The sequence below is a fragment of the Nonomuraea sediminis genome, from assembly GCF_018531495.1.
Taxonomy (GTDB): Bacteria; Actinomycetota; Actinomycetes; order Streptosporangiales; family Streptosporangiaceae; genus Nonomuraea; species Nonomuraea sediminis.
In genome coordinates, this window is the sequence record NZ_JAHDTI010000012.1 from 423,584 (window position 1) to 449,367 (window position 25,784).

A 25,784-nucleotide genomic window follows, 5' to 3' on the forward strand; every position below is an offset into this window, starting at 1 on the left:
TGATCGTGCGTCCCGGCGGGCCGGGATGCCTACCTAGTCATGACCAGGGGACAGCCATGCCAACCTTCGACACCCCAGAACCCATCACCGCCGTCATCGACTTCGCCACCGGCAGCGTTCGCGTCAGTGCGAGCGAGCGCACCGACACGGTCGTGACGGTGCACCCGAGCGACCCGACCGACGTGACCGACGTGGAAGCCGCCGAGAACACCAGGATCGACTTCGTTGCCGGACGGCTCGTGATCAAAGGGCCGAAACAGAAGACCTGGTCGTGGACGTCCTGGATGAGCTGGGGCGGCTCGATCGAGGTGCATGTGGAGCTGCCGGACGGCTCTCGCGTGGAGTCCACGGGCAACGGCGACTTCCGCGGCGACGGCAGGCTCGGCGAGGCCCGGCTGTCCTCCACCATGGGCGACATCTGGTTGGAGGAGACCGGCAGACTGCAGCTGAAGACCTCCCACGGCAACGTCAGCGTGACGCGCTGCGGCGGCCACACCGACGTCACCACCTCCAACGGCGAGATCGACATCCGCGAGATCGACGGCACCGCGGTCGTCAAGACCTCCAACGGCAACATCACGCTGGGCCGCGTCATCGGCGACGCCCGCCTCAACACCGCCTACGGCGAGATCACCGTCGGCAGCGCGCTGGCCGGCGTGGGCGCCAAGACCGCGGCAGGCGACGTCCGCATCGGCGAGGTCGTCCGCGGCGCGGTGCTCCTCGAGACCGGCTACGGCAACCTTGACCTGGGCATACGCCTGGGCACTGCCGCCTGGCTCGACGTCAGCTCCCAGTACGGCGACGTCCAGGTCGCACTCGACGAAGCCGAGGGCCCCGGCGACTTCACCGACACAGTCGAAGTCCGAGCCCGCACCGGCTACGGCGACATCGCAATCCACCGCGCCTGATCCACAGCCCTAACCACCCAAGCTCGTCCACTCGAAGGGAGCGCACCCGACCTCCAGCGACAACCTGCCAGCGCCCGACAGCCCCATCCCGGCCCCCCAACAGCACTGGTCACTGCCACGGCAGCACCGCTCATGGCGCCGACACCGGCGCTCTGACCGACGTCACCGCTCAGCGCCACACCGCGCGAGTCCACTGCTCCCCCGGCTGGCAGTGCGCGCAAGGGACTCCACAGGCGCGACACCACGCACCCCGAGCCGGTCCACCACGTCCGGTGCACCACGTCCGGTGCGCCCCGGGGAAGGTGATCCCGCCTTCCTCCACCCCGGACTCGGCGTTGCCTCAGCACCACATTGCGGCCCCTTCTCCCTGGGGGTCCCCGCGAACACCGTGACCTGGGCACACGCCGACGTCACACCACATGCACCACGGTCGACCCCTAGGGGAACGGCCGGTTCGACAGCGAGACCTGGACGCGCGCCGTACCTGACCTCGAGGTCGGGGTGGCCGCGCCGACACCGGGACCCACAGTCGCCCGCCACACCCGGAGCGACGCCGGGGCCCCGTGGACACATACCGTACCCGGCCCCGAGGGGGAGCGCCGGGCGGGCTGCGCTCTGATCCATCGCTCAAGGGCGTCCCGGCACAGACCGGGCGTCATCGGCGTCCGAACCTCACGACGCCCCCGTGCCACGCACATCCCCACAGGAAGGAGAACGATCATGCCTGACGCCATCGTGGCCGAAGGACTGGTCAAGAAATACGGGCAGGTGACCGCCCTCGACGGGCTGGACTTAGTAGTCCCGGAAGGCACCGTGTTCGGGCTGCTCGGCCCCAACGGCGCCGGCAAGACCACGACCGTGCGGATCCTGACCACGCTGATCAGGCCCGACGCAGGCCGCGCCACCGTCGCCGGCTTCGACGTCGTGGCCGAGGCGCCGCGGCTGCGGGCGCACATCGGCGCCTCGGGACAGTACGCGGCGGTCGAGGAGAGCCTCACCGGCGCCGAGAACCTCGAGATGGTCGGACGCCTCTACCACCTGGGCGCCAAGCGGTCCCGTGCCCGTGCCAGGGAACTGCTCGAGCGTTTCGACCTGGTCGAGGCCGGCGACCGGCCGGTGAAGGGGTACTCCGGCGGGATGCGCCGCCGTCTGGACCTGGCCGGCGCCCTGGTCGCCGCCCCGCCGGTGCTGTTCCTCGACGAGCCCACCACCGGGCTGGACCCGCGGGCCCGCATCGAGCTGTGGGACATCATCGCCGAGCTGGTCGCGGGCGGCAGCACGCTACTGCTGACCACCCAGTACATGGAGGAGGCCGACCGGCTGGCCCACAAGATCGCCGTCGTCGACCACGGCACGATCATCGCGCTCGGCACCGCCGACGAGCTCAAGAGCATGATCGGCGGCGACCGGGTGGAGGTGACGCTCGCCGTACCGTCCGAGGTGGAGATCGCGCGGCAGGTGCTGGCGCCCTTGGCGGCCGGCGAGATGCAGATCGACGCCGCGACCCACCGGCTGACGGTGCCCGTCTCTGCCGGAGCGGCCTCGCTCACCGACGCGCTGGGCAGGCTCGCCTACGAGCGCGTCGCCGTCGTCGACGCCGGGCTGCGCCGGCCCACGCTGGACGAGGTGTTCCTCGTCCTGACCGGGCACACCACCGAGGCCGAGAAGGAGCCAATCCGATGAACGCCCTGCAACTGGCCGTGGCCGACGGGCTGACGATCACCAGACGCAACGTGATCAAGATCCGGCGCACACCCGACATGCTGGGCGCGGTCGTGCTGCTGCCGATCGTGTTCGTGCTCATGTTCGCCTACGTGTTCGGCAGCGTGATCGACATTCCCGGCATGTCATACCGGGAGTTCATGATCCCTGGCGTGTTCGCGCAGACCGTCGTGCTGAGCGGCCAGCTCACCGGCTACACGCTCACGCTCGACCTGCAGAAGGGCATCATCGACCGCTTCCGCACCCTGCCCATGTCGTCCTCGGCGGTGCTGGTCGGGCAGACCACCGGCGACCTGCTCATGAACCTCAGCAGCGTCGTGGTGATGGCGCTGGTCGGACTGCTGGTCGGCTGGCGGGTGCACACCTCGCCGCTCGAGGTGGTCGGCGGCTTCCTGGTGCTGGTGCTGTTCGCCTACGCCTTCTCCTGGGTGACGGCCACGGTCGCGCTCGCACTGCGCACACCGGAGATCTTCAACAACATCGCGACGCTGGTGTCGTTCCCGCTGTCGTTCATCGCCAACACCTTCATCGACAGCACCCGCCTGCCCGGACCGCTCAAGGCCTTCGCCGACTGGAACCCGGTCTCGGCCGTCACCCTGGCGGCCCGGCAACTGTTCGGCAACACGAACCCGGCGATGCCCGTCTCAGGCGCCTGGCCGATGCAGCACCCCATCGCCACCTCCCTGCTGTGGTCGGTCCTCATCCTGATCATCTTCGTCCCCCTGGCCACCCGCCTCTTCCAGAAGGCCGTCAGCCGCTAAAAGACCCACCTGTACGGCCGGCCCAAGCACCACCGTGACCCCGCACCGCCCCGGCGGGCCCCGCCACCACCCGCCACGGGAGGCAGCATCACACGCTCGACGCGGGAGACCGCGCCACGCGCTCGGTGCGGGAGACCGCGCCACGCGCTCGGGACAGGAGACCAGCGCCAGGCACCCGCTGCCTGTGACCGACGCTACGCGATCAACGCGCCAGACCGCGTCCTGCGCTCGGTGCGGGAGACCAGTGCCAAGCGCCCGGCGCCGATGACCGGCGGCACTACGCGCTCGGTGCGGGAGACCGCGTCATGTGCTCAGTGCTGGAGATCAGCGCTCGGCGTCCGGTGCGGGGGACCTCGTTACCGGCTCGGCGTGGGGAGCCGAGCCAGTTGCTCGACACGGAGAAGCGACCCATTGCCGAGGGAGGTGGTGGGTGGCTGATGGGGCGGCGGCGGGGGCGCCCTTCTCCCTGCGCTGGAATCTCCGGCGTGGGGAGAAGTGTCTGCTCATGCCCCCACGGCAACGCGGTCGGCCGGGGCCAGAAATCAAGGGGCGACTCCAGACGACGATGGCGAAGGCGGTCGAGCGTCCTCCACGGACGCGGGGAGCCGAAGGTCAGCGGTGTCGGGGATTTGTGAGGAGGCGGGATTGGGTGGCTGTGATGGTGAGGGTGAGGGCGGCGGCAATGATCGACAGGGTGATGGGGCCGCCGAGGGCGAGGAGCGGGGTTGAGGCGAGGCTGGCCACGGCGGCCAGCATCCAGACGGCGCCGTCGACGGTGCCCTCCACCTGGGAGCGTTGGTGCTCGGGCAGGTCCTTGGCCAGGCGGGCGCTGCCGCCGACGAAACCCAGGTTCCAGCCGTACCCGAGGAGGAACAGCCCCGCCAGCCGGGCCACGGGAACCAGCGCCACGGCGACCACCAGCGTCACCAGCCCAGCGATCATCACGACCCCGGAACCGTACCGATCCACCAGCTTGCCCGTCAGCGGGGACAGCCCGAACATGCCCAGCGTGTGCGCCGCCAGCACCACCCCGACGGCTCCCATGCCCTGCCCGTGCAGGTGCATGTCCAGCGGCGCCGCCGTCATCACGGCCACCATCACGACCTGCGCCGTCACCATCACCACCAACGCCGACCGAGCCCCCGACGTCCCCACCAACCCCCGCACCGACATCCCTGCATCCGGCCGCACTTTCCTGGCGCTCTCCGTCGGGTCTCCCGGGTTCAACCTCCGCGCGAACCAGTGCCGCGCCGCCGGGAACCCCGCAACCGGGCTCGACGTCCGCGCAAGCCCGAGCCAAGCGCCGAGCAGCCTCGCAGCCCGCCCCGACAGCCGCGCGAAACCTCGCCACGCAGCGTGGAACCCCGCCGACCGACCCGATGGCCGTGCGAGCCTGGGCCACGTGACTGGGAGCTCCGTACGAGGACTCGATGACCGCGCAAGCCCCTGCCGCGCTGACGAAGACCTCGGGAACTCCGTGGCCGGGCTCGATGATTGCGCAAGGCTGTGCCGCGCTGACGAAGACCTCGGGAACTCCGTGGCCGGGCTCGATGAGCGCGCAAGGCCCTGCCGTGCCGGCGAAGTCGGGAGCTCCGTGGCCGGACGCGCAAGGCTGTGCCGCGCTGACGACGTCGCCGACGGGAGTGGTGCTCGGGAGGGGCGGTGTCGGGCGGTGGTCAGGCCTGCGATGAGGGCGAGGGTGCAGGTGATCGCGGCCAGTGCGAAGGGGCCCGTCAGCGGGGGTAGGCCGAGGGGGGTGACGGCGTGACCGGAAGGGGCCAGGAGGAGTGGACCGGCTACGGCGCCGAGGGCGGCTGACCAGACCACCGTGCCGATGGCGCGGCCCCTGCGTTCCGGGGGATGGAGGTCTGCCACCGCGTAGCGGGACAGGAGTGCTGCCGCGTTGCCGACTCCGAGCAGGGCCATCCCTGAGGTCAGCCCGATCCATGACGCCGCCGCGACGGAGCCGACGGTCACGCAGGAGCCCAGGACGGCTGTCGCGAAGGCGGCCACCAGGGCGTTGACCCGGCCCCAGTGGTGCGTCAGGCGAGACAGCGCCAGAGCACCCAGACCGCTGCCGACGATGCCCGCCGTGTTGGGTAAGGCGCCCCAGCCGGCGCCCAGCTGCTCGCCCGCCACGATCGTGCTGGTCGCGCTGGCCGCACTCATCGCCGCATTGATCATCGCGACGGCCGTGCACAGCGCCACGGTGGTTCGTCTTCGCATGGGTTCAACGCTAGAAAGCCAGCACACGCGAATGAAGGGGTATAGGAAGGGAGAAGAGGCCTGGAGCTTAGCGATTGGCAAGAGAAAATCGGCGGAAGGTTTGCAGATGGACCAGACGGACTGGCGGATCGTCGAGGAGCTGCAGCGCGACGGGCGGCTGTCGTTCAACAAGCTGGCCCAGCGGGTCAACCTCTCCTCCCCCGCCGTCGCCGAACGCGTGCGACGCCTGGAGGAGAGCGGCGTCATCACCGGCTACCGCGCCCAGGTCGACCCCGTGCGCGTCGGCCTGCCGCTGACCGCGTTCGTGCAGATGCGCTGCTCGATGGGCCGCTGCCTGCTCAAAACCACCACCGCCGAGGAACTGCCGGAGGTCGTCGAGATCCACAAACTCAGCGGCAACTGGTGCTCCATGCTCAAGATCCGCGCCGCCTCCATGGAACACCTGGAGGGCCTGTTCGAACGCATCGGCGCGCACGGCGAGATGAACACCCACATCGTGCTGTCCACCCCCTACCAGGACCGCGCCGTCCAGCCACCGGACCCGCAGGCCCGCACGGTCACCGCCTCCGAGGGCTGGACCCGCTAGCACGCAGCACCCGCCCCGCCAGGTGCAGGGCCAGCCGGGTGGCGGGATCGTCGAGGTCGTAGCCCACCGCCCTGATGCGCTCGAGCCGGGTCGCGACCGTGTTGCGATGCACCCCCAGCCGCTCGGCCGCCTTCAGCGCCCCACCCTCGTCGAAGTAGGCCACCAGGGTCTCCAGCAGCGTCCCGTCCTTGTCGACCGCCAGCAACGGCCGCAGCACGACCGTCGCCGGCGCCCGCAACACCCCCGCGGGCAACGCCGCGAGCAGCTCGGCAGGCCCCATCCGGTCCGCCCGCGCCACCGACCCCGACCCCGCCACCAGCGCGCCCGCCTCCGCCCCGAGCAACGACTCCCCCAGCCCCGCGAGCCCGCCCGCCGTCGTGCCCACCCCCGCCGACGCCGACCACGGCAGCGTCGCCACACACCGCTCCAGCCGTACGGCAAGCTCGTCGGCCCCCAGCGCCGACCACCCGGCCACCCCTTCGCGCCGCCGTACCACGGGAACCTCACCCACCGTGGCGGCAAGCACCGCCCGGGCCTGCACCACGTCCGAACCGTCCACCGGCCGCACCACGAACCCGGTCACCGGCCCCTCCACCGGCCACCCCAGCGCCACCGCCTCCACCACCACGTCCTCATCGACAACCGCCCGCACCGAGGCACCCGCCGATACCGGAGCACCCGTCCGGGAACCGGCCTCCCCCTCAACAGGCGAAAAGGAAGCGAGCAGCCGCTGCGCCACCGCCTCCTGCCTGGCGAAATCCCGCGAGGCGGAAAGCCGCTCCACCGCCGCCCACGCCGTCAACGGCGCCACCGCCAGCCCCAGCACCGCCGACACCACCGAAGGCCACCCGGACGACCGCGCCGCCCCGCTCGCCACCAGCCGCCCCAGCACCCCGCCGTCCAGATCGGGCACCTCCACCGACGCCAGCACCCGCCCCTCCCCCGCGGCCTGCCGCCCCGCGAGCAGCCTGCCGTACGGATCGAGAAAGGCCACCGACACCCCGGGCAGCTCCGCGTTGAGCACCCCCAGCACATGCCGGGCCGACGAACCCGCACCCGCCAGCCGCGTCGCGCACCGCGCCACCAGCTGCGTGCGCGCACCCTCAGGCCGCGAGGCCGCCGACGCCACCCGAACGGCGGTGATCAGCGGATCCTCCTCCACGAAGATCAACGTCACGCCGAGCCGCTCGGCCAGCACCTCCCCCGACCCCTCGCTCAACCCGCTGGCCGGAGCGATCACGCACGCCGCCGCCTGCTCCCAGGCCCGCCGCATCGCCATCTCCACCGCCCACCCGCCGCTGGCCGCCGCACCGATCAGCACCACCGCCGTGTGCGGCGCCACCGAGGCGAACACCGACAACTCGTCCACGATCCGCACCTGATGCACCGGGCCCTCGCCCGCCCCGTACATCCGGGCACCCGCCAGCGGCCCCGCGTTGACCAGTTCGGCCACCGTGACCGGCGCCTCCCACCCAGCCGCCCTCACAGCAGGATCCCGAATGCCCGCACCCCGCCCAGCGCCAGCCCCCGCGCGGTGTGCCACACCGGCGCCGCCCGTACCACCACGACCTCGACCTCCATGCCGGGCCCCGCCTTGTCCACGTCCACCACCACCCCGTCAGCGGCCGAGATCATGCAGATCTGGTCCGGCGCCATCGCCACCGGAGCCCCGTCGGCCAGCGCCAGCACGATCTCGTTGTGCGCCTCCAGCCGCACCAGCCGCCGCAGCCCCTCCGACTCGCGCACCACGATGCTCGACGGCAGCGACGGCAGCGCCACCTCCAGCCCGTGCCCGCTGCTGCCCTCCACCGCCGTGATCTCCCCCCGGCACAGCAGCCGCACGCCGTACGGCGCGGCCACCGACCGATCCGCGCCCGGCACACCCGCCTCGAGCAGCCGGCTCACCGTCCCCGGCACCTGCACCCGCGCCAGATCCCCAGCCGCCATCGGATAGCAGGCCGCCGCCGCCCACCCGCCCATCGACAGCACCAGCGGCCGCACCAGATCCTCCACCCGATCGGGCGCCGTCTCCAGCAACACCAGCTCACCCGAAGGCCCGGCCATCGCCAGCGGCGCCGCCGACACCCCGCCCAGCGTGTACGTCGTCTGCTCCACCAGCGGAAACACCCGCCCCGTCCCATCACCGTCCACCAGCGGCACCCCGGTCGTCGCCGCGGCCACCAGCGGCAGCAACGCGTTCTCCGCCGCCAGGTTCAGCGCCACGACCGCGCCCACCCGCTCCCCCAGCCACCGCTCCAGAGCCTGTACGGCTCGCGCCGGCTCGTCACCCGCCGGCAGCTGCTCCCCCAGCGCCGTGGTCGAGCCCACCAGCGAGATCGCCACGCACAGCGTGCCGGGCGGCAGGTCCTCGGCCCGCACCAGCTCGACCCCCTCGCCGATCACCCCGCCCGCCCAGTCCACCGCCAGCCGGAACGACCCCTCGGCCGCCCCCGTCGCGAACAACCGCGAACCGGCGGCCAGCGCCACCAGCGCCGAGGAGTCGATCACGGCGTCGCCCCGCCGGCCGTCACCCGCACCCGATACAACCCGTCCGGCAGGTACGACAGCGGATTGACCGTGGCGGACGAGATGTGCGCAGACCCCGGCACCGCCCCTGCGCTCACCACCCGCGTCAGCGCCTCGTCCCGCGCCTCCCGCAACGCCCTGTCCAGCTCGGCCCGCCCGCGCGCCTGCACGATCCGCTCCACGTCCGCCGCCGGACCGGCCAGCGCCGCACCGTGCGCCGCCGCCACCAGCGGCCCCTGCGCCGCATCGCCCCGCGCCGCGCTCGCGGCCAGCCCCCGGTAGCAGACCAGCGGGTAGCGCCGGAAATAGTGCGCCGACACCAGCCCGCCCGCCGACCGCGCGAAATACAGCGGCAGCCCCGGCAGCTCACGCTCGATCTCGTCTGCCAGCCGCCCCGCCTCCGGACCCAGCGCCGCGTTCAGCACCGCGTAGTCCTCCCGCTCCCGCAACCCCGCCCGCGAGAACTCATACGACAACGTGATCCGCGCACCGGGCACCGCCGCGGCGATCACCTCCGCCGCGGCCAGCTCGTGATCGGAGGTCACCGGCGAACCCACCGCCGTCACCGCGAACCGCGACAGACCACACCCGGCGGCGAAGCTCCGCACCGCCTCGGTGTCCAGCGGCGCCAGCTGGCGACCCGTCAGGCTGTGCCCGCCCCGCACGATCGTCGCCACCCCGAACCCGCCCGGCGGGCCCAACGCAGGCGGGCACGGCCCGCCGATCCTGATCACCGCCACCCGCGCCCGCGGCGCCTGCTCCAGGTCCACCGCCGCGCACGCCGCCCTGGCCGTACGCCATTCCCGCCCCGGCACGCCGAACGCGCCGCCCGCCGTACCGGCAGAACCTTGCCGGCTGCGCAGCAGGACTCCCGCGCGGACGGCCGCCACCACCGGCGACGGCCCACCGTAGGCCAGGCCCAGGATCACTCCAGCTCGCGCCCTTCCGTCTCCGGCAGCGGCATCGCCAGCAGCGCCGTGGCCACCATGAACGCGTTGATGACCAGCATCGTGGTGGTGAAGCCGGTGGCGTGCGCCAGCAGCGCCCCCACCGCCGACGGCGCGACCGTCGTGGCGACCAGCTGCGACGCCGTCGCCCACGAGTAGCCGGTGCCGCGCAGCGCGGTCGGGTAGAACTCGCCGTTCCAGGTGTTCCACACACCCCAGGCGCCCAGGCTGAAGAACGACAGCACGAAGTTGCCCGCGTACAGCTGCCAGGTCGAGCCCGCCGTGGCGAACCACAGCCCGCCGAGCACCGCCGCCACCACGAAGACCAGGAACACCTTCTTACGCCCGAACCGGGCAGTCAGCAGCGACGCCGACACGTAACCGGGGATCATCATCAGCGCGCTCAGCGCCGCGAAGCCCAGAGAGGCCGACAGCGAAAGCCCCTTCTGCTGCAGCAGCGTCGGCAGCCAGGTCTGCAGCCCCCAGTAACCCCAGTTGAAGACGAAGTTCAGCGCCAGCATCACAATCGTGATCTTGGCGAGCCTGCCGCGGAACAGGTCCAGCGGGTTACCCACCCGCTCGTGCGCGATCGTGAACCTCGCCTCGGCGTCCTGGCTGCCCAGCTCCCGCAGCACCGCCCTCGCCTCGTCCTGCCGGTCACGCGCCACCAGCCAGTACGGCGACTCAGGCACCCACGCCTTGATCGCGAACGCCCACAGCCCGGCGGCGGCGCTGGCCAGGACCACCACGTGCCAGCCGAGCCCGCCGAGCAGCACCGAGGCCGCGATGGCGGCCAGCATCCCGATCGGCCAGCCGATCGACAGGTAGACGGCGGCCTTGCCGCGCTGCCTGGTCGGCAGCAGCTCCAGGAAGTACGGGAAGGTGATCGTGTAGATCCCGGCCAGCGCCAGCCCCGACAGCACCCGCAACGTCACCAGCGTGGCCATGTTCGGCGAGAACGCCGAGGCGAACGCGATCACCCCGTAGGCCAGCAGCGACCAGAAGCTCGCGGGCTTGCGCCCGATGCGGTCGGCCACCGGGCCCCACACCAGCACGCCGGGGATCATGCCGAAGGCCACGGCCGACAGCACCACGCCGATCCCGGCCTCGTCGATGCCGAAGGCGCCGCCCAGGTCGCCGGAGACGTAGATGAGCGCGAGCTGCTCCCACGACTCGATGACGAACGCGATGAACAACGCCAGCGCGATGAGCACGTGCCGGCGGGTGAAGGGCATCCGGTCGAACGCCGCCCCGATGGGGAGCTTGCGGGCTTCGACGGCGGTCATGGGACCTCCTCGGAGGGGGGTGCGAGATATTGCCGCACCATAGGTCGCCCCCTCCCGGATCCCCTGTGCCCGGCGCCCTGCCCTCCTTGCCGAGTTTGTGCAGGTTGCCCTCATCGCTCAGGGTAAGCGAGGCTCACTGATAGTCAAAAGACCGAGCGCCTTTACAATGTAGATCAATTGATGCGCGGTGAGACCACATCTCTCACGCCCGAAGCCCCCTCACCATCGCCAGCTACCGGCGGGCGGGGGGCGGAGGGCGGCCCGGCTCAGCGCCGGTGACACGCCCGCTGCCTACGCCCTGCCTGACTACGTGGGACCGGCCTCCGCCCGGCCGGGCGGAGGCGCGGCTTTGGCCCGCGACTCAGCCCGCGCGGCCGGGCACCACGACGAACCCGCCTACCAGCTCCCCCGCCAGCCCGAGGCCGGCGGGGGTGTGCCGATGCCCGGCAGGCCGTACGTCTCGCTGGACCTGACGGGCCGGCAGAGGTGAGTCAGGCGCGCGCCTTGGTCCAGGTCGGCGAGTCGACGAAGTGGTTGTCGAAGCGCTCCTGCGACTCCAGCAGCTCCTCCAGGCTCGCCTCGCCCTTCTGCAGCCGGGCGAGCAGCCGGAAGTAGTCGAAGCGCTCGATGCCGGGCGTTACCACGATCAGCAGGTCGGCGGGGGCACCGGGCGCCGCGGCGAAGGCATGGTCCATGTTCGGCGGCACCACCGCCAGGTCACCCGCCTCCAGCGTGAGCACGTCCTCACCGGCCAGCACCTGCAGCGAGCCGTCGACCAGGAAGAACAGCTCACTGGCGGTGGTGTGGCGGTGGGGCACCGCGCCGTTGGCGCCCTCGGCCAGCGTCATCCGCACCGCGCTCAGCGCGCCGCCGGTCGAGCTGGAGTCGAGCAGCAGCCTGCCGGTGTTGGCCGGGCCCTGCAGCACTTCGGCATCGGGCAGGCGGATGACCGCCGCCTTGGGGTCCACGATCGACATGGAGTCGGCTCCTTAGATGATGTGCGCCAGCGCCGAGGCGACCAGCTTCTCGGCGTAGGACCTGTCCACGGGGTCTCCGGTGATCAGCACGCGGTAGTACAGCGCGCCGGCCAGCTGTTCGAGCAGGGTGTGCGCGTCGAGGCCGGCGGGCAGGTCGCCCCTGGCCACCGCGCGCTCGATCAGGCCCACGGCCAGCTCGTTGCGCCGGGCGTAGACCTGTCGGCGCAGCCGGGCGATGTCACGGTGCCTGCCCGACGCCCCGACCAGCTCGGCCGCCGCCCCCGGATACCAGGGGTCGTCGTCGGTACGGCCTGCCAGCCGCATCCGGTTCAGCCCGGCCGCGATCTGTTCCATGTAGTCGGTCAGGTCGCGCCGGATGTCGCCGGTCTCGCCGATCAGGTCGCCGTCCTGCAGGCGGGCCACCACGGCCACGGCCAGGTGGTCCTTGGTCGGCCAGCGCCGGTACAGCGTGGTCTTGGCCACGCCCGCGCGCTCGGCCACGGCCTCGCACGACAGCCCGCCGTACCCCTCGGCCAGCAGCATCAGGGCGGCCTCACGCAGCACGCGCTCGTCCACCCCGGCGTCGCGCGGCCTGCCTCGCACCGGAGCCTCCCAATTTCGAAACACGTGTTTCGAAATTAAGCTAGCACATACCTGGAGCCCGTTCCGATGGGGACCCGCCTCGACCTGACCGGTTCTCTTACGGGTGAAATCGATGCGCCGTCCGCGTGCCGGTGTGTCGGCGCGTCGGCCGCTTGGGCTACGCACCATGGCCGCGAGCTTCGCGTGGCCCGGTTCGTGTTCTTCCTGCGGCACGACCGCGAGCTCTGTGTGGCCCGGTTCGTGCTCTTGCTGATGCACGACCGCGAGGGGTCCACCTTCGAGGTGTACGGGTCCAAGGTGTTCGGCCCCGTCTACTGAGTCGGCTCGGCTTCCTCAGCGGCCCCGGCCTGCCCTCCGCAGAACACCTCTTTGACGAGCTTGTCCTGCAACTTCGGGAGCTCCTTTCCCAGGGACCTTGCGGCGTGGTCCACATAGTTCACCGAGGCGGTCAGGGTCTTGCTGCCGTCGGGTGAGCTGTACATCGCCGCCCCGAAGCCGTGCGGGGGGCTGCCGTTGTGGTTGAGGACGATGCCGCAGTCCGGGCCCAGGTCCTGCACGAACAGCCCGAGGCCGTAGCGACCGAAGATGCTGTCGCTCCTCGGGTCCGGCTTGCGCATCTCGGCCAGCAGCGGGGCAGGCAGGAGCTTGCCGCCCATCAGCGCGGAGATGAACGTCTGGAGATCCTCGGTGGTCGAGATCATGTCACCAACGCCGGCCAGCAGGGACAGGTTCTGGCGGGTGATGTCGACCACCTTCCATTGGCCGGCGTCCTGATAGCGGTAGTAGCCGTGGGCGTGCGGCCCGGGCAGCTGCGTCCGGTTGCCCGGCACCATGGTGCCCCGCATCCCGAGCGGCCGCAGGATCCGCCGCTGCATCTCCTCGGCGTACGAGCGGCCGGTGACCTTCTCGATCAGCAGCCTGGCCAGCGTGTAGTTGGTGTTGGCGTAGCTCCAGCCCGTGCCCGGCTCGAACTTCGCCGGTTTGGACAGCGCCAGCCGTACCAGCTCCTCGGGCTGGTAGGTGTGGAACCGGTTGTCCAGCCACTCGTTGCCTGTGGCGGGGATCCCCGGCACGTACGTCCCATCGGGGTTGTAATCGCCGGTGTAGTTGAACAACCCGCTGGTGTGCTGCAGCATCATCCGCACGGTGATCCGCCGGTCAAGCCCGAGCTCGGGCAGGTGGTCGGCCACGGGTTCGTCCAGCCCGATCCTGCCCTCGGCCACCAGCTGCAGCACCAGGGTCGCGGTGAAGGTCTTGGTGGTGCTGCCGATCCAGAACCGCCCGTTCGTCGGCGGCCTGGCGCTATGGCCCAGCTTGCGCACCCCGGCGCTGCCGACCCAGTCGCCCCGCTGATCGTGCACGCGCATCTGCATCCCGGCGAAGCCGGCATCGACGAACTCCTGCATGACCTTCTGCAGCTCCGGGCGATCCTGACCGACAGCGGCCTTCGGCACGACGCTGCTGGCCCGGGCGTGGCCGCCCCGGCCAGCAGCGCGGCCACCAGCGCCGTGACCGCCACCGGCCTGAAGGCCCGCGGCGTCCAGGCCCTGGTGTTCTTGGCGGCATGGAGGGATCCACTCATGGCCACTCCTCATCTCGCGATCAGTTGACGTCAGAATGACATCAAGATGGCGCCATCGCAAGGGTCATAGCGGCACCATGGCGCCAAAATGGCGTCATAGACATGGCATGCACCATCGCCAAGCGCTGCGATACCGGGCCGTTGCCCGTGCTGACTTATCACGTACATGAGCGATCACCGAGCAGGCGATCCGCCCACTGCGCGACTCCGGAACGTCATCCGGTACATCGCGCCGGACCCCGGTCTCGTCCGGCGGGCAGCGTGAGCGCGGCGCCGTTGCCCCCTGGCTGACCTGGTGCCGCACCAAGAAGCGCTGGCCCCCACGCCGGCGCTGGAAGAGGTCCGCGGGGCCGGACGCGTTCAGTCGCCCGTCCCCACCAGGCGCCTTTACATTGTAGATTTCATTCCCGGTTGAGCTCGTGCGACAGTTCCTCCAACTCGGCCCCGCCGGCCATGAGCGCGGTCAGCTCCTCGCGGGTGATGTCCGCCTTGCCGTACTCGCCGAGGCTGGTGCCCCTGTTGAGCAGCAGGAACCTGTCGCCCACCGGGTAGGCGTGGTGCGGGTTGTGGGTGATGAAGACCACTCCGAGGCCGCGGTCGCGGGCCCTGGCGATGTAGCGCAGCACCACCCCGGCCTGCTTGACGCCCAGCGCCGAGGTGGGCTCGTCCAGGATGAGCACCCGGGCGCCGAAGTGGACGGCGCGGGCGATGGCCACCGACTGGCGTTCACCGCCCGACAGCGTGCCGACGGGCTGGTCAACGTCGCGGATGTCGATGCCCATCGCGTGCAGCTCCTCGCGGGCCACCCTGCGCGCCTTCGCGACGTCGAAGGCCAGCCCTTTGCGCGGCTCCGAGCCGAGGAAGAAGTTCCGCCAGACCGACATCAGCGGGATCATGGCCAGGTCCTGGTAGACGGTGGCGATGCCGCGGTCGAGCGCCTCGCGCGGGCTGCCGAAGCGCACCTCGGCGCCGTCGACCAGGAAGGCGCCCGTGTCGTGCTGGTGCACCCCGGACAGGATCTTGATGAGCGTGGACTTGCCCGCGCCGTTGTCGCCCAGGACGCAGGTCACCTGGCCGGCCTCCACGCCCATCGACACCTCGCGCAGGGCCAGCACCGAACCGAAGGTCTTGCCGATCGACCGGGTCTCGATGATCAATGCTTCACCTCCTCGGCATACCGCCTGACCAGGCGGTTGGTCAGGGTCGCCAGCAGCAGCATGGCGCCAAGGAAGAACTTGAACCAGTCGGCGTCCCAGCCGAGGAACACGATGCCCTTGTCGGCCATCCCGAAGATCACCGCGCCGATGGCCGCCCCGATGGCCGAGCCGTACCCGCCGGTGAGCAGGCAGCCGCCGATCACGGCCGCGATGATGTAGATGAACTCCTGCCCGATGCCGATGTTGGCCTGGACCGAGGTGTAGCGCAGCGCCAGGATCGACCCGACCAGCCACGCCGCACCCGCCGTCGTCATGAACAGCGCGATCTTCGTACGGCCGGCAGGCACCCCCACCGCCCGCGCGGCCTGCTCGTTGCCGCCCACGGCGAAGATCCAGTTGCCGGCCCTGGAGCGCATCAGCACCCAGGTGGCCACCGCGGTGACCGCCAGCCACCACAGGATCGCCACCCGGTAGGAGGTGCCGCCGATCTCGATCGTGCCCGCGAGCAGCGCCCGCGCGCTGTCGAAGCCCGAGGCCCTGGCCAGGCCGCTGACCTGCACGGTGCCGGTCAGCGCCTTGGTCACGCCCAGGTTGATGCCCTGCAGCATCAGGAAGGTGCCCAGCGTGACGATGAAGCTGGGCAGCCTGGTCCTGGTCACCATCAGCCCGTTGGCGTAGCCGACGGCCAGCGCCACGGCCAGGCCGACCAGCATGGCCAGCCAGACGTTGAAGCCGTAGCGGGTGGCCAGCGTCACCAGGATCAGCCCGGTGGTGCCGGTCATCACGCCGGCCGACAGGTCGAACTCGCCGCCGATCATCAGCAGCGCGATGGCCACCGCCATGATGCCGAGCGTGGCCGCCGGGTCCAGCCAGTTGGCGATGCCGCTGGGCGAGCGGAACACCTCCGACTGACTGGCGAAGAAGCCGAACACCACGACCGCGCCGACGACCGCGCCCAGCTCGGGCCGGATCAGCAGCCGCCGCAGCAGCCCGACCCTCGCCAGACGCTCGTCGGCCGTCGCCGTGGTCATCTGGTGCCCGCTTCTGCCAGGCCCTGACGCAGCCGGCCTGCTCGAATGCCGGTCATCGGGTGCCCGCCTCTGCCAGCTTGGCGACCTGCTCGGCGTTGTCCTTGGTCACGAAGCCGGGGCCGGTGTTGACGGGCAGCCCGCCGCCGACGGTGTTGAGGTTGTTCTTGTACAGCAGCAGGAACGTGATCGGCAGATAGCCCTGCAGGTACTGCTGCTGGTCGACGGCGAACAGGATCTCGCCGGCCTTGATGGCCGTTACCACGTCGCCGGACAGGTCGAAGGTGGCGAGCTTGGCCTGCGAACCGGCGTCCTTGATGGCGTCGCGAGCGGCGATGGCCACCGCCGGGTTGAGCGCCAGCACGCCGTTGATGGACTTGTCGGACTGCAGCTTGGCCGTCACCTTGGAGCTGACGTCGGCCAGGTTGCTGACGTCGACCTGCAGGCGCTCGACCGTGCCGCCGAGCGTGTCCTGGGCGCCCTTGCAGCGCTGGTCGAGCCCGACGTTGCCGGCCTCGTGGATGACGCACAGCAGCTTGGTGACGCCGGCGGCCTTGAGCTGCTCGCCCGCGCCGCGCCCGGCCACGTCCTCGGACTGGCCGACGTGGGTGATGGCGCCGAACTCCTTGGACTTGTCGAGGCCGGAGTTGATGGTGATCACCGGGATCTTGGCGGCGACCGCCTTGCCGATGGCCTCCTTCAGCGCGTCGGGGTTGGCCATCGAGACCACGATGCCGTCGACCTTCTCCGACACGGCCTGGTCGATGAGCTGCGACTGCTTGCCGGGGTCGCCGTCGCCCTGGTAGGTGACCTTGACGCCGTACTGCTTGCCTGCCGCCTCGGCGCCGTTCTTGACCACGTCCCAGAACGAGTCGCCCGGTCCGCCGTGCGTGATGACGGCGAAGGTGGCACTCGAGCCGCCTGCCGCTGGTGCGGAGCCGGCCGAGGCCGGCTGGCTGGCGCTTGCGCCGCCGCCTCCCGAGGAGGAGCATCCGCCCAGGGCGAGCGCCCCGAGCAGGACCAGCGCAATCGAGGTTCGTTTCATCCAGCACCTCCGTGACCTACGAGCTTGTGCCTGGTTCTACATCAATGTCATCACTTTGTATAGACATGAGGACCAAGTCCCCACTAGAACGGAATTATTCGTTCCCTTATACTGGGATCATGACTACCGCACCCATGAGCGGCCGCAAGGCTCAGGCCGCCCGCAACGACGAACTGATCCTCGAGGCGGCCAGGGAGGTCTTCACCGCCGACCCCGGCGCACCCATCGCGGCCGTGGCCGAGCGGGCAGGCGTGGGCATCAGCGCCCTCTACCGACGCTACGCCAGCAAGGACGCGCTGTTGCAGAAGCTGTGCGGCGACGGGCTCAAGCGCTACATCGCCTGCGCGGAGAAGGCCCTGGCCGACCACGGCGACCCGTGGGAGTCGTTCGCCACGTTCATGCGCGACCTGGTCGACGCCGACACCAGCTCGCTGACGATCGCGCTGGCGGGCACGTTCACGCCGACCGCGGAGCTCTACACCGACGCCCGCAGGGCCGAGGAACTGGGCACGCGCGTGCACGAGCGCACGATCGAGGCGGGCGTGCTGCGCGCCGACGTCTCCGCCGCCGACATCTCGCTGATCTTCGAGGAACTGGCCTCGGTCAAGCTGGGCGACCACGACCGGACCATGCAGATCCGCCACCGGCACCTGGCGATGATCCTGGACGGGCTGCGGCTGCCGCCCAACACCCGCCCCCTGCCCGGCCCCGCGCCGGACGCGAGCGAACTGGCGGCGCGCTGGACACCCTGAGTTCACCCGCCCTGCCTAGCCTGGCGCGATGACTGTCTTCCAAGCGGGCACCGACGGCTACCACACCTTCCGCATCCCGGCGCTCGTGCTGACACGCGCGGGGACGCTGCTGGCCTTCGCCGAGGGCAGGCACGACTCGGCCGGCGACACCGGCCACATCGACCTGGTGCTCAAGCGCTCCACCGACCTGGGCGCCACGTGGGGGCCGCTGGAGGTGGCGGCCACCGAGCCCGCCGGCGGCACCGCGGGCAACCCGTCCCCCGTCGTCACCGCCGACGGCCGGATCGTGCTGGTGTTCTGCACCAACGCGGCCACCGCCACCGAGAAGCGCATCCGCGGCGGCCTGGACGTGCGGCGGGTGTTCGTCCAGGACAGCGCCGACGACGGCCTGACCTGGTCGGCGCCCAGGGAGATCACCGCGAGCGTGAAGAACCCGGCCTGGGGCTGGTACGCCACCACGCCGGGCCACGCCGTCCAGCTGACCGGGGGCAGGATCCTGGTGCCGGGCAACCACTCGGTGCCGCCCGACCACCACGACGGCGGCCACGCGCTGCTCAGCGACGACGGCGGCGCGACCTGGCGCCTGGGCTACGTCGACGACGGCCCGTCCAACGTCAACGAGTCCACCGCCGCCGAGCTGCCCGACGGCCGGGTCTACCTCAACGCCCGCTCCGACTCCCCGCTGCCGGGCACACGCGCCGACGCCTACTCCGCCGACGGCGGCCAGAGCCTGGAGCGGCCCTTCCTGCCCCAGCCCGACCTGGCCGGCCCGGTCGTCGAGGGCAGCGTCCTCGCCTGGGACAGCGACCTGCTGCTGTACTCGGGCCCTGCCGATCCGTCCGCGCGCAGGCAGCTGACGATCCGCGCGAGCAGGGACGCCGGCCAGAGCTGGAAGCCCGTCCACACCGTCTCGCAGCGGCCCGCCGCCTACTCCGACCTGGCCCGCCTGGACGGCTACACGCTCGGCCTGCTCTACGAGACCGGCGAGCGCGCCCCCTACGAGCAGATCGCCTTCGAACGCATCCCGCTAGCCGAGCTGCCGGTGTAGATCCACGGTACGACGGGCCCTGGCCAGCACCGGCGCGTCCACGAAACGGCCGTCCGCCAGCGCGAAGGCCGCCTGACCCGACTCCTCGGCGGCCTGGACGATCTCCAGCGCGCGGGCGGCCTCCTCGTCCGTGGGGCGAAAGGCCTGCCGGATGACCGGGACCTGGCGGGGATGGATGGCGGTCCTGCCGAACAGGCCCAGCGCGCGGCCCGCCGTACACGAGGCGAGCAGGCCCGCGTCGTCGCGGACGTTCGGATAGACCGACATCGCCACGGGCGGCAGGCCGGCCGCGGCGGCGGCCAGCACGACCTGCAGCCGCAGGTGGTCCACGGCCCGCCCGTCGGTGATCGACAGCTCGGCGGCCAGGTCCTGCTCGCCCAGCGCCAGGCCCGCCACAGCGGGGTGGGCGGCGATCTGGGCGGCGTTGACGATCCCGGCGGCCGACTCGAGCAACGCGTGCACCGGCATCGGCGCCGCGTCGAGCACGCGGACCGACTCGACCTTGGGCACCCTGATCCCGGCCAGGCCGGGCGCGCCTGCCAGCGCGGCCAGGTCGGCGCGGCCGCGGGCGGTGGCCAGGTCGTTGACGCGCACGTGGACGCGGGCGCCGGGTTCGCCGGCCAGGTAAGCCAGCGCGTTGGCCAGCGCCTCGTCCTTGCGCTCGGGGGCGACGGCGTCCTCCAGGTCGATGATGACCACGTCGGCGCCGGAGGCGGCCGCCTTGGCGAAGCGCTCGGGCCGGTCGCCCGGCACGTACAGCCAGGTCACGGGGATGGTCATGCGATCACCCCGGCCTCGCGCAGCTTGGCGATCTCCTCGGCCGTCAGGCCGAGCCCGTCGAGCACCTCGTCGGTGTCGTGGCCGAGGCTGCGCCCCGGCCAGCGGACCTCGCCCGGCGTGTCCGACATGCGGAACAGCACGTTCTGCATGGTGACCTGCCCGAGCTCTTCGTCGGGGAGTTCGACGAAGGTGTTCAGCGCCGTGTACTGCGGATCCGCGGCGATGTCCTTTACATTGTAGATCGGGGCGATGGCGGCCTGGGCCTCCTCGAAGGCGGCGATCACCTCCTCGGCGTCACGCTCGCCGATCCAGCTCGCCACCGCCTCGTCCAGCTCGTCGACGTGCTCGACCCGGCCCGCGCCGGTGGCGAACCACGGCTGCTCGACCAGGTCGGGACGGCCGACCAGGGTGACCACGCGCTCGGCGACGGGCTGGGCGCTGGTGGAGATCGCCAGCCAGCGGCCGTCGCGGGTGCGGTAGGTGTTGCGCGGGGCGTTGCTGCTTGAGCGGTTGCCCGTGCGCTGCGGGATCACGCCGAGCGCCTGGTAGGCGGTCATCTGGGGGCCGAGCAGGCCCAGGATGGGCTCGATGATGGCCATGTCGATCACCTGGCCGCGGCCGGTGCGCTCGCGGGCGTGCAGGGCGACCATGACGGCGTAGGCCATGGCCAGCCCGGCAATGCCGTCGGCCAGCGCCAGCGGCGGCAGCGTGGGCGGGCCGTCGGGCTGGCCGGTCATCGCGGCGAACCCGCTCATCGCCTCGGCCAGCGTGCCGAACCCCGGCTGCCTGGCCATCGGCCCGAACTGCCCGAACCCGGTCATCCGCGCCACGATCAGCCGCGGGTTCAGCTCCAGCAGGTCCCGCGGGTCCAGGCCCCAGCGTTCCAGCGTGCCGGGGCGGAAGTTCTCGATCAGCACGTCGGAGCGTGCGGCCAGCCGGCGCAGGATGTCCTGCCCCTGCTCCTGCGACAGGTCGAGCGCCACGGCCCGCTTGTTGCGCGACAGCGTCTTCCACCACAGGCCCACGCCGTCGACCGCGGCGCCGTGCCCGCGCGAGGGGTCGCCCCTGCGCGGGTGCTCGATCTTGATCACGTCGGCGCCGAAGTCGCCCAGCATCATCGCGGCAGATGGACCCGCGAACAGCGTCGCGGCGTCGATCACCGTCAGGCCCGCCAAACTCGTCATAGTGCTATAACTTATAAGATGTGGCTGAGTAAGGCGGACTACGTCTACAGCGTCCTGCTGGAGGAGATCCGCACCGCGCGCATCCCCGGCGGCACCGCCCTGCGCGCCTCCGCCGTGGCCTCCCGGCTCGGGGTCTCCATCACGCCCGTGCGGGAGGCGCTGCGGCGGCTGGAGAAGGACCGGCTGATCAGCTACGAGCCGCACCACGGCGCCACGGTCGTCGACCTCGGGCCCGAGGCCCTGGAGGAGTTCTACGGCGTGCGGGCGGTCGTCGAGGGCCTCGGCGCCAGGCTCGCCGCCTCCCGCATCACTCCCGCGCAGCTCGACTCGCTGCGCTCGCTACACGCGTCGATGGCCGCGGACCTGGCCGAGGGCGCCCTCGAGGGCCTGGGCGACAAGTCCCGCGACTTCCACCTGGCCATCGCCGACATCGGCGGGCCCGCCTTCCTCGGCCAGCACGCCCGCGCGGTGCGCAACAGCTTCCCCGTGCCGGCCTCGGCCTCGCTCTGGCTCGATCCCGAGCGGGCGCGCCGCCAGCTCGACGCGCACGAGCGCATCCTCGCCGCGCTGCAGGCAGGTGACGGCGCCGAGGCCGAGCAGATCATGATCTCCCACGTACGGCAGGCCGGCACCACCCGCCACACCGCCTAGCCGGTGGCGAGGCGGCCCACCCCGCACAGCCACGCGGAGCGTTCCGGGGCGATGGCCACCTCGGTGCCGTCCGGGCGCCACCGCGGCGCCCACACCAGCCCGGGCTCCAGCAGGTCCAGGCCGTCGAAGAGCGCCTCCACCTGGCCGGAGCCGCGGAAGTGGATCGTGAAGCCGAACGACTCGTGGCTGCGCAGCACCTCCTCGCGCACGGCGGGCCCGTACCCGTCCAGGCTGAGCGCGGTGATCCACAGGTGGCTGCCCGGCGCCATGGCGGCGCGCAGCCGCGCGAGCTGCCCCGCGTCGTCCGCCGGGATCTCGTGCACGGCCAGCAGGCCGACCACGACCGGCTCCCGCCAGTCCACGAACGTGCGCACCAGCGGGTCGTCGAGCAGGTCCGCAGGGGCGGCCAGGTCGCAGGAGACGATCCTGACCAGGTCGCTGGTACGGCCGGCGATCGCCTCGGCGTGGGCGAGCATGAACGTGTCCTGCTCGGCGTAGACCACGCGCGCCGTCGGGCAGGCCTTGTGGATGCTCTCGTGGGCCAGGCCCGTGCTGGGCAGGCCCGTGCCGTACAGGACGAACTGGTCGAGACCCGCCAGCGCCAGGTGGCGGACCACGCGGTGGACGTGCTGGTGGTGGGCGACGAGCGCGTTGCCTGCGTCGGTGCTGATCTCCTCGCTCAGCCGCAGCGCCTCGCGGTCTGCGCTGAAGTTCTGCTTGCCGCCCTGGGCGGCGTCGTAGATGCGCGCCTGGCTGACCCGGTCCAACTCCACATGCGGCATCCTGACGGATCCGGGAGCGTCATGTCTCGCGGATCGCGTTCACCACGTCGAAGGTCTCCTTGACGCGGAAGGCCGCCAGACTGAGCCGGGCGAACACCAGGTGGTGCGCCTCCACCTGGCCGGGATCCGCCACCAGGACGGGGCCGGTGGGCAGGTGCAGGACGAGCTCGTCGGGCCGGTCCCGCTCGGGGAAGCGCAGCAGCGTGAACGGCGGGCCGGCGTGCAGCAGGCCGGTCCGCGCGCTGGGGCGGGCGATCTGGATCGCGATGTGCGGCTGCTTGGCCGCGGCCTGGATTGCCTCGAGCAGCTCGCGGCGGTCGTCGGCGCCGGTCAGCGGCGGGTCGGCCAGGGCGGCGTGGTCGAGGACGGCCCACAGGTGCCTGCCGTCCAGCTCCTCCTGCCTGCGCTGGGTGAGGGCCTGCGCGCCGGGGTGCACGGCGGCGGTGTAGGCGGGGGTCTGCAGCCACGGGGGGACGTAGTGCGTGCCGTAGGTGTAGAGGACCTGGGCCTGCTGCTCCAGGGCGAGTTCCTCGACGAGGTGGAGCGGGACGTCGGGGGCGTCGTACCAGTCCGGGGCGCGCTCGCCGCGCAGGAGCCGCAGCAGCGGCGTCGCGTCCGGCACGCCGTACCTGGCCAGCAGGATGCGGACGGTGGCCTCGCGCGGCGCGACCAGGCCGTGCTCGATGCGATAGATCGTCGACAGGTTCACCTCCGCGGCGCTCGCGGCCGCCCTGACGGACAGGCCCGCCGTCCGGCGCAGTGCCGCCAGCCGCTCCCCCACAGCATGCATACAGCCATCCAGATGCGTAGTTTCCAGGAGGATGCCATCATTGCGGGGTTGCTGCGCTATTGCCACCTTGAGTGAATGCATACACCGGAAACCCGTGCCTCGCAGGGGCGGGCACTGGTCCCGGTGGAGCAGCCGCCAGACTGTTGGGGTGTACAAAGGCCTCCTTTTCGACCTCGACGGAACCCTGCTCGACCACCGCGCCGCCGCCAACGCGGCGATCACGGCCTGGCTGGAGGCGCGCGCGCCCGGCCATCCGCGGCTCGCCGAGGCCGCCGCCTCGTGGGAGGCGCTGGAGGAGCCGCATCTGGCGGCCTGGCACGCGGGCGAGTGCACGTGGCAGGAGCAGCGCCGGCGGCGGATCGTTGCGTTCTGCCGGGAGTTCGGGCTCGACGTGCCCGGCGACCTCGACACCGCCTTCGCCTCCTTCGCGGCGCACTATCGGCGGAACTGGGCGCCCTATCCCGACGCCGCGGCGGGCGTCGCCACGGTGCGGGGGCTGCGGCTCGGCGTGCTGACCAACGGCGGGCAGACGATGCAGGAGGCCAAGGTCCGGGCCATCGGGCTGGAAGGGCTGGTCGGGCCGGTGCTGACGGGTGAGGTGCTGGGCGGGCACTACAAGCCGTCGCCCGGTGCCTACACGGGGGCGGCCGAGGCGCTGGGGCTGGCGCCGGAGGAGGTCGTGCTGGTGGGCGACGACATCGCCAAGGACGTCCTCGGGCCTGCCGCGGTGGGGATGGGGGCGGTCTGGCTCGACCGGCACGCGGCCCAGCCGGGGCCGGACGGGTTTCCCAGGATCACCTCGCTCACGGAGCTGTCCTTGGTCATCCGCTTGTGAGATCACCGAACCCCGGCTCCCGCCTTGAGCCCGCTGTTGAGCGCGCTTTTGAGCGCGCTGACCTGGCTCAGAGCGGAGTCGTGGCGGCGGGGCACTGTCGCCGACTCGCCGGAAGCGCCGGGCTCGGGTCCTCAGCCGGAGTACGGCGGGCGGCCGGTGGGGCGGCCTGCCGTACGGTATGGTCCGACAATCAGGTCGTGCGAGATATTTGTCAGGACATTCTGACCTCGGTTAATCTGATCAGCATGACCGCGAACTTGGCGATCGAGCTGGACCGCTCCAGCCCCGTGCCGCTCTACTTCCAGGTGGCCGAGCAGATCGCCGAGGCGATCAGGCGAGGCGATCTGGCGCCGGGATCCCGGCTCGACAACGAGATCCTCCTCGCCGACAAGCTCGGCCTGTCGCGGCCGACGATCCGGCAGGCGATCCAGTATCTCGTGGACAAGGGACTGCTCGTGCGCAAGCGCGGCGTCGGCACCCAGGTCGTGCACGGGCAGGTCAAGCGTTCGGTCGAGCTGACCAGCCTCTACGACGACCTGCGCCGCACCGGGCAGGAGCCGGCCACCCAGGTGCTGACGCTGGAGCCGCGTCCCGCCGAGGAGGACATCGCCGCCATCCTGGGTGTCGAGACCGGCAGCCAGATCCTGCACCTGGAGCGGCTGCGCTTCGCCGCGGGGGAGCCGCTGGCGGTCATGCACAACTGGCTGCCCATCGGCCTGGCCACCTTCACCGCCGAGGACCTGGAGAGCCGCGGGCTGTACGACCTGCTGCGCGGGGCGGGCGTGCGCATGCGCGTGGCCAACCAGCGCATCGGCGCCCGCGCCGCCACCCCCGCCGAGGCCAAGCTGCTGGAGGAGCGGCGGGGCGCGCCGCTGCTGACGATGGTCCGCACCACCTACGACGACCAGGGCCGGGCCGTCGAGCACGGCTCACACGTCTACCGGGCCTCGCACTACTCCCTCGAGGTCACCCTCATCGAGCGCTGAGGCGGCGCGCCGCTTCAGGAACCAGGTGGTGCCGATGCCGAACAGCACCGCCACCGCCAGCCCCACCCACGAGAAGCCCTTCAGCCACCGATCGGCGGCCTGCCCCAGGTAGAACAGCGCCGCCGTGGTGCCGCACGCCCACACGATGCCGCCCAGGACGTTCGCGACCAGGAACTTCCAGTACGGCATGCGCAGCGCACCCGCCAGCGGGCCCGCCAGGATCCGGAGCAGCGCGATGAAGCGGCCCACGAACACCGCCCACACGCCGAACCGGTGGAAGTAGTGCTCGCCCTTGGCGATGTGCTTGGGCCCGAAGTGTTTCGGGAAGCGCCTGCCGAGCCGCTCGAACAGCGGTTTGCCCCCCTTGCGGCCGATCATGTAGCCGATCGAGTCGCCGATGATGGCTCCCGCGCTCGCGCACACGCCCACCCAGACGGGGCTCACCACGCCCTTGGCGGACAGCAGCGCGGCACTGACGAGCACGATCTCACCGGGCAGCGGAATGCCTAGGCTCTCGAGCCCGATCACCAACGCCACCAGAGCGCACAGCCACCCGGGCGGGATCGCCTGCAGCCACTCCTCGATATGCACCCTCGCAGCCTACCGACGCCCCCCCCCCCCC

The 25,784-nt window shown here is 71.6% G+C and carries 27 protein-coding genes and 1 pseudogene; 11 read left to right on the forward strand and 17 right to left on the reverse strand.

What is annotated here, in order from left to right; translation table 11 throughout:
• The first annotated feature begins 56 nt into the window (after positions 1 to 56).
• The 3 genes from KIK09_RS41900 (at position 57) to KIK09_RS41910 (ending at position 3,391) form a co-directional block, all read left to right on the forward strand.
• Positions 57 to 908 carry a DUF4097 family beta strand repeat-containing protein gene (locus tag KIK09_RS41900; RefSeq protein ID WP_214325058.1) on the forward strand — a complete coding sequence of 284 codons (852 nt, stop codon included), beginning with the start codon at positions 57 to 59 and terminating at the stop codon, positions 906 to 908.
• 720 nt (positions 909 to 1,628) lie between these two features.
• Positions 1,629 to 2,591 (forward strand): ATP-binding cassette domain-containing protein, encoded by a 963-nt coding sequence (locus tag KIK09_RS41905; RefSeq protein ID WP_214325059.1) that lies wholly within the window; start codon positions 1,629 to 1,631, stop codon positions 2,589 to 2,591.
• Positions 2,588 to 3,391 (forward strand): ABC transporter permease, encoded by an 804-nt coding sequence (locus KIK09_RS41910; RefSeq protein ID WP_214325060.1) that lies wholly within the window; start codon positions 2,588 to 2,590, stop codon positions 3,389 to 3,391. Before KIK09_RS41905 ends, KIK09_RS41910 begins: the two co-directional genes overlap by 4 nt.
• A 612-nt stretch (positions 3,392 to 4,003) precedes the next feature.
• Here the strand turns inward: KIK09_RS41910 and KIK09_RS58465 are convergent.
• Both KIK09_RS58465 and KIK09_RS60780 read right to left on the reverse strand, forming a co-directional pair.
• Positions 4,004 to 4,558, reverse strand: a complete 555-nt coding sequence (locus tag KIK09_RS58465; RefSeq protein WP_250574603.1) for an MFS transporter — start codon at positions 4,556 to 4,558, stop codon at positions 4,004 to 4,006.
• A 459-nt stretch (positions 4,559 to 5,017) separates the two neighbouring features.
• A pseudogene (locus KIK09_RS60780) lies at positions 5,018 to 5,617 on the reverse strand (MFS transporter); the annotation flags it as partial.
• Between the two features lie 106 nt (positions 5,618 to 5,723).
• Between KIK09_RS60780 and KIK09_RS41920 the strand changes: the two are divergent.
• Positions 5,724 to 6,203 carry an Lrp/AsnC family transcriptional regulator gene (locus tag KIK09_RS41920; protein ID WP_214325062.1) on the forward strand — a complete coding sequence of 160 codons (480 nt, stop codon included), beginning with the start codon at positions 5,724 to 5,726 and terminating at the stop codon, positions 6,201 to 6,203.
• Here KIK09_RS41920 and KIK09_RS41925 read toward each other — a convergent pair.
• The 4 genes from KIK09_RS41925 to KIK09_RS41940 are packed head-to-tail and all read right to left on the reverse strand — an operon-like array spanning position 6,175 to position 10,962.
• Positions 6,175 to 7,689 carry a PucR family transcriptional regulator gene (locus tag KIK09_RS41925; RefSeq protein ID WP_214325063.1) on the reverse strand — a complete coding sequence of 505 codons (1,515 nt, stop codon included), beginning with the start codon at positions 7,687 to 7,689 and terminating at the stop codon, positions 6,175 to 6,177. The two genes, KIK09_RS41920 and KIK09_RS41925, sit on opposite strands and share 29 nt — an antisense overlap.
• Positions 7,686 to 8,711: a DUF917 domain-containing protein gene (locus tag KIK09_RS41930; RefSeq protein WP_214325064.1), complete on the reverse strand. Its 1,026-nt coding sequence runs from the start codon at positions 8,709 to 8,711 to the stop codon at positions 7,686 to 7,688. Before KIK09_RS41930 ends, KIK09_RS41925 begins: the two co-directional genes overlap by 4 nt.
• Complete coding sequence (locus tag KIK09_RS41935) at positions 8,708 to 9,658, reverse strand: hypothetical protein (protein ID WP_214325065.1); 951 nt, start codon at positions 9,656 to 9,658, stop codon at positions 8,708 to 8,710. Before KIK09_RS41935 ends, KIK09_RS41930 begins: the two co-directional genes overlap by 4 nt.
• Positions 9,655 to 10,962: an MFS transporter gene (locus KIK09_RS41940; RefSeq protein ID WP_214325066.1), complete on the reverse strand. Its 1,308-nt coding sequence runs from the start codon at positions 10,960 to 10,962 to the stop codon at positions 9,655 to 9,657. The genes KIK09_RS41935 and KIK09_RS41940 overlap by 4 nt, the downstream gene beginning before the upstream one ends.
• A gap of 349 nt (positions 10,963 to 11,311) precedes the next feature.
• Between KIK09_RS41940 and KIK09_RS41945 the strand changes: the two genes are divergently transcribed.
• Positions 11,312 to 11,452 carry a hypothetical protein gene (locus KIK09_RS41945; protein WP_214325067.1) on the forward strand — a complete coding sequence of 47 codons (141 nt, stop codon included), beginning with the start codon at positions 11,312 to 11,314 and terminating at the stop codon, positions 11,450 to 11,452.
• 1 nt (position 11,453) lies between these two features.
• Here the strand turns inward: KIK09_RS41945 and KIK09_RS41950 are convergent, their stop codons facing one another.
• The gene (locus tag KIK09_RS41950; RefSeq protein WP_214325068.1) at positions 11,454 to 11,939 is read right to left on the reverse strand and encodes a cupin domain-containing protein; all 486 of its coding nucleotides are present in this window, start codon (positions 11,937 to 11,939) and stop codon (positions 11,454 to 11,456) included.
• 12 nt (positions 11,940 to 11,951) lie between these two features.
• Positions 11,952 to 12,542 (reverse strand): TetR/AcrR family transcriptional regulator, encoded by a 591-nt coding sequence (locus KIK09_RS41955; protein WP_214325069.1) that lies wholly within the window; start codon positions 12,540 to 12,542, stop codon positions 11,952 to 11,954.
• A 183-nt stretch (positions 12,543 to 12,725) separates the two neighbouring features.
• On the opposite strand from KIK09_RS41955, the gene KIK09_RS59640 reads away from it, so the two are divergent.
• Positions 12,726 to 12,860 carry a hypothetical protein gene (locus tag KIK09_RS59640; RefSeq protein WP_275956456.1) on the forward strand — a complete coding sequence of 45 codons (135 nt, stop codon included), beginning with the start codon at positions 12,726 to 12,728 and terminating at the stop codon, positions 12,858 to 12,860.
• Here KIK09_RS59640 and KIK09_RS41960 read toward each other — a convergent pair.
• The 4 genes from KIK09_RS41960 to KIK09_RS41975 all read right to left on the reverse strand — a co-directional run bounded on the left by KIK09_RS41960 (position 12,854) and on the right by KIK09_RS41975 (position 17,354).
• Positions 12,854 to 13,996 carry a serine hydrolase domain-containing protein gene (locus KIK09_RS41960; RefSeq protein WP_308164650.1) on the reverse strand — a complete coding sequence of 381 codons (1,143 nt, stop codon included), beginning with the start codon at positions 13,994 to 13,996 and terminating at the stop codon, positions 12,854 to 12,856. The genes KIK09_RS59640 and KIK09_RS41960 overlap by 7 nt on opposite strands.
• Positions 13,997 to 14,525: 529 nt before the next feature.
• Entirely contained in the window at positions 14,526 to 15,281 is a 756-nt protein-coding gene (locus KIK09_RS41965; RefSeq protein ID WP_214325070.1) for an ATP-binding cassette domain-containing protein, read from the reverse strand.
• A complete protein-coding gene (locus KIK09_RS41970) occupies positions 15,278 to 16,312 on the reverse strand; it encodes an ABC transporter permease (RefSeq protein WP_214325071.1) in 1,035 nt (344 codons plus the stop codon). The genes KIK09_RS41965 and KIK09_RS41970 overlap by 4 nt, the downstream gene beginning before the upstream one ends.
• A gap of 52 nt (positions 16,313 to 16,364) precedes the next feature.
• Positions 16,365 to 17,354: a sugar ABC transporter substrate-binding protein gene (locus KIK09_RS41975; RefSeq protein WP_214325072.1), complete on the reverse strand. Its 990-nt coding sequence runs from the start codon at positions 17,352 to 17,354 to the stop codon at positions 16,365 to 16,367.
• A 119-nt stretch (positions 17,355 to 17,473) separates the two neighbouring features.
• Between KIK09_RS41975 and KIK09_RS41980 the strand changes: the two genes are divergently transcribed.
• Both KIK09_RS41980 and KIK09_RS41985 read left to right on the forward strand, forming a co-directional pair.
• Positions 17,474 to 18,106, forward strand: coding sequence for a TetR/AcrR family transcriptional regulator (locus KIK09_RS41980; RefSeq protein ID WP_250574604.1), 633 nt, complete (start codon positions 17,474 to 17,476; stop codon positions 18,104 to 18,106).
• A gap of 28 nt (positions 18,107 to 18,134) precedes the next feature.
• Positions 18,135 to 19,154, forward strand: coding sequence for a sialidase family protein (locus KIK09_RS41985; RefSeq protein ID WP_214325073.1), 1,020 nt, complete (start codon positions 18,135 to 18,137; stop codon positions 19,152 to 19,154).
• Here KIK09_RS41985 and KIK09_RS41990 read toward each other — a convergent pair.
• Entirely contained in the window at positions 19,134 to 19,934 is an 801-nt protein-coding gene (locus KIK09_RS41990) for an HpcH/HpaI aldolase/citrate lyase family protein (protein WP_214325074.1), read from the reverse strand. The two genes, KIK09_RS41985 and KIK09_RS41990, sit on opposite strands and share 21 nt — an antisense overlap.
• Complete coding sequence (locus tag KIK09_RS41995) at positions 19,931 to 21,118, reverse strand: CaiB/BaiF CoA transferase family protein (RefSeq protein ID WP_214325075.1); 1,188 nt, start codon at positions 21,116 to 21,118, stop codon at positions 19,931 to 19,933. The genes KIK09_RS41990 and KIK09_RS41995 overlap by 4 nt, the downstream gene beginning before the upstream one ends.
• 18 nt (positions 21,119 to 21,136) lie before the next feature.
• Between KIK09_RS41995 and KIK09_RS42000 the strand changes: the two genes are divergently transcribed.
• The gene (locus tag KIK09_RS42000) at positions 21,137 to 21,769 is read left to right on the forward strand and encodes a GntR family transcriptional regulator (protein WP_250574605.1); all 633 of its coding nucleotides are present in this window, start codon (positions 21,137 to 21,139) and stop codon (positions 21,767 to 21,769) included.
• On the opposite strand, the gene KIK09_RS42005 is transcribed toward KIK09_RS42000, so the two are convergent.
• Positions 21,766 to 22,542: an SAM-dependent methyltransferase gene (locus KIK09_RS42005; protein WP_214325076.1), complete on the reverse strand. Its 777-nt coding sequence runs from the start codon at positions 22,540 to 22,542 to the stop codon at positions 21,766 to 21,768. The genes KIK09_RS42000 and KIK09_RS42005 overlap by 4 nt on opposite strands.
• 28 nt (positions 22,543 to 22,570) lie before the next feature.
• The gene (locus tag KIK09_RS42010) at positions 22,571 to 23,341 is read right to left on the reverse strand and encodes a Scr1 family TA system antitoxin-like transcriptional regulator (protein ID WP_214325077.1); all 771 of its coding nucleotides are present in this window, start codon (positions 23,339 to 23,341) and stop codon (positions 22,571 to 22,573) included.
• Positions 23,342 to 23,489: 148 nt separating this feature from the next.
• Here KIK09_RS42010 and KIK09_RS42015 point away from each other — a divergent pair, with 148 nt between their 5' ends.
• On the forward strand, positions 23,490 to 24,176 hold the full coding sequence (locus tag KIK09_RS42015; protein ID WP_214325078.1) for an HAD family hydrolase: 687 nt from the start codon (positions 23,490 to 23,492) through the stop codon (positions 24,174 to 24,176).
• Positions 24,177 to 24,421: 245 nt separating this feature from the next.
• Entirely contained in the window at positions 24,422 to 25,162 is a 741-nt protein-coding gene (locus tag KIK09_RS42020) for a GntR family transcriptional regulator (protein ID WP_214325079.1), read from the forward strand.
• Here the strand turns inward: KIK09_RS42020 and KIK09_RS42025 are convergent.
• Positions 25,106 to 25,753 (reverse strand): DedA family protein, encoded by a 648-nt coding sequence (locus KIK09_RS42025; protein WP_214325080.1) that lies wholly within the window; start codon positions 25,751 to 25,753, stop codon positions 25,106 to 25,108. The two genes, KIK09_RS42020 and KIK09_RS42025, sit on opposite strands and share 57 nt — an antisense overlap.
• Between the last annotated feature and the right edge of the window lie 31 nt (positions 25,754 to 25,784).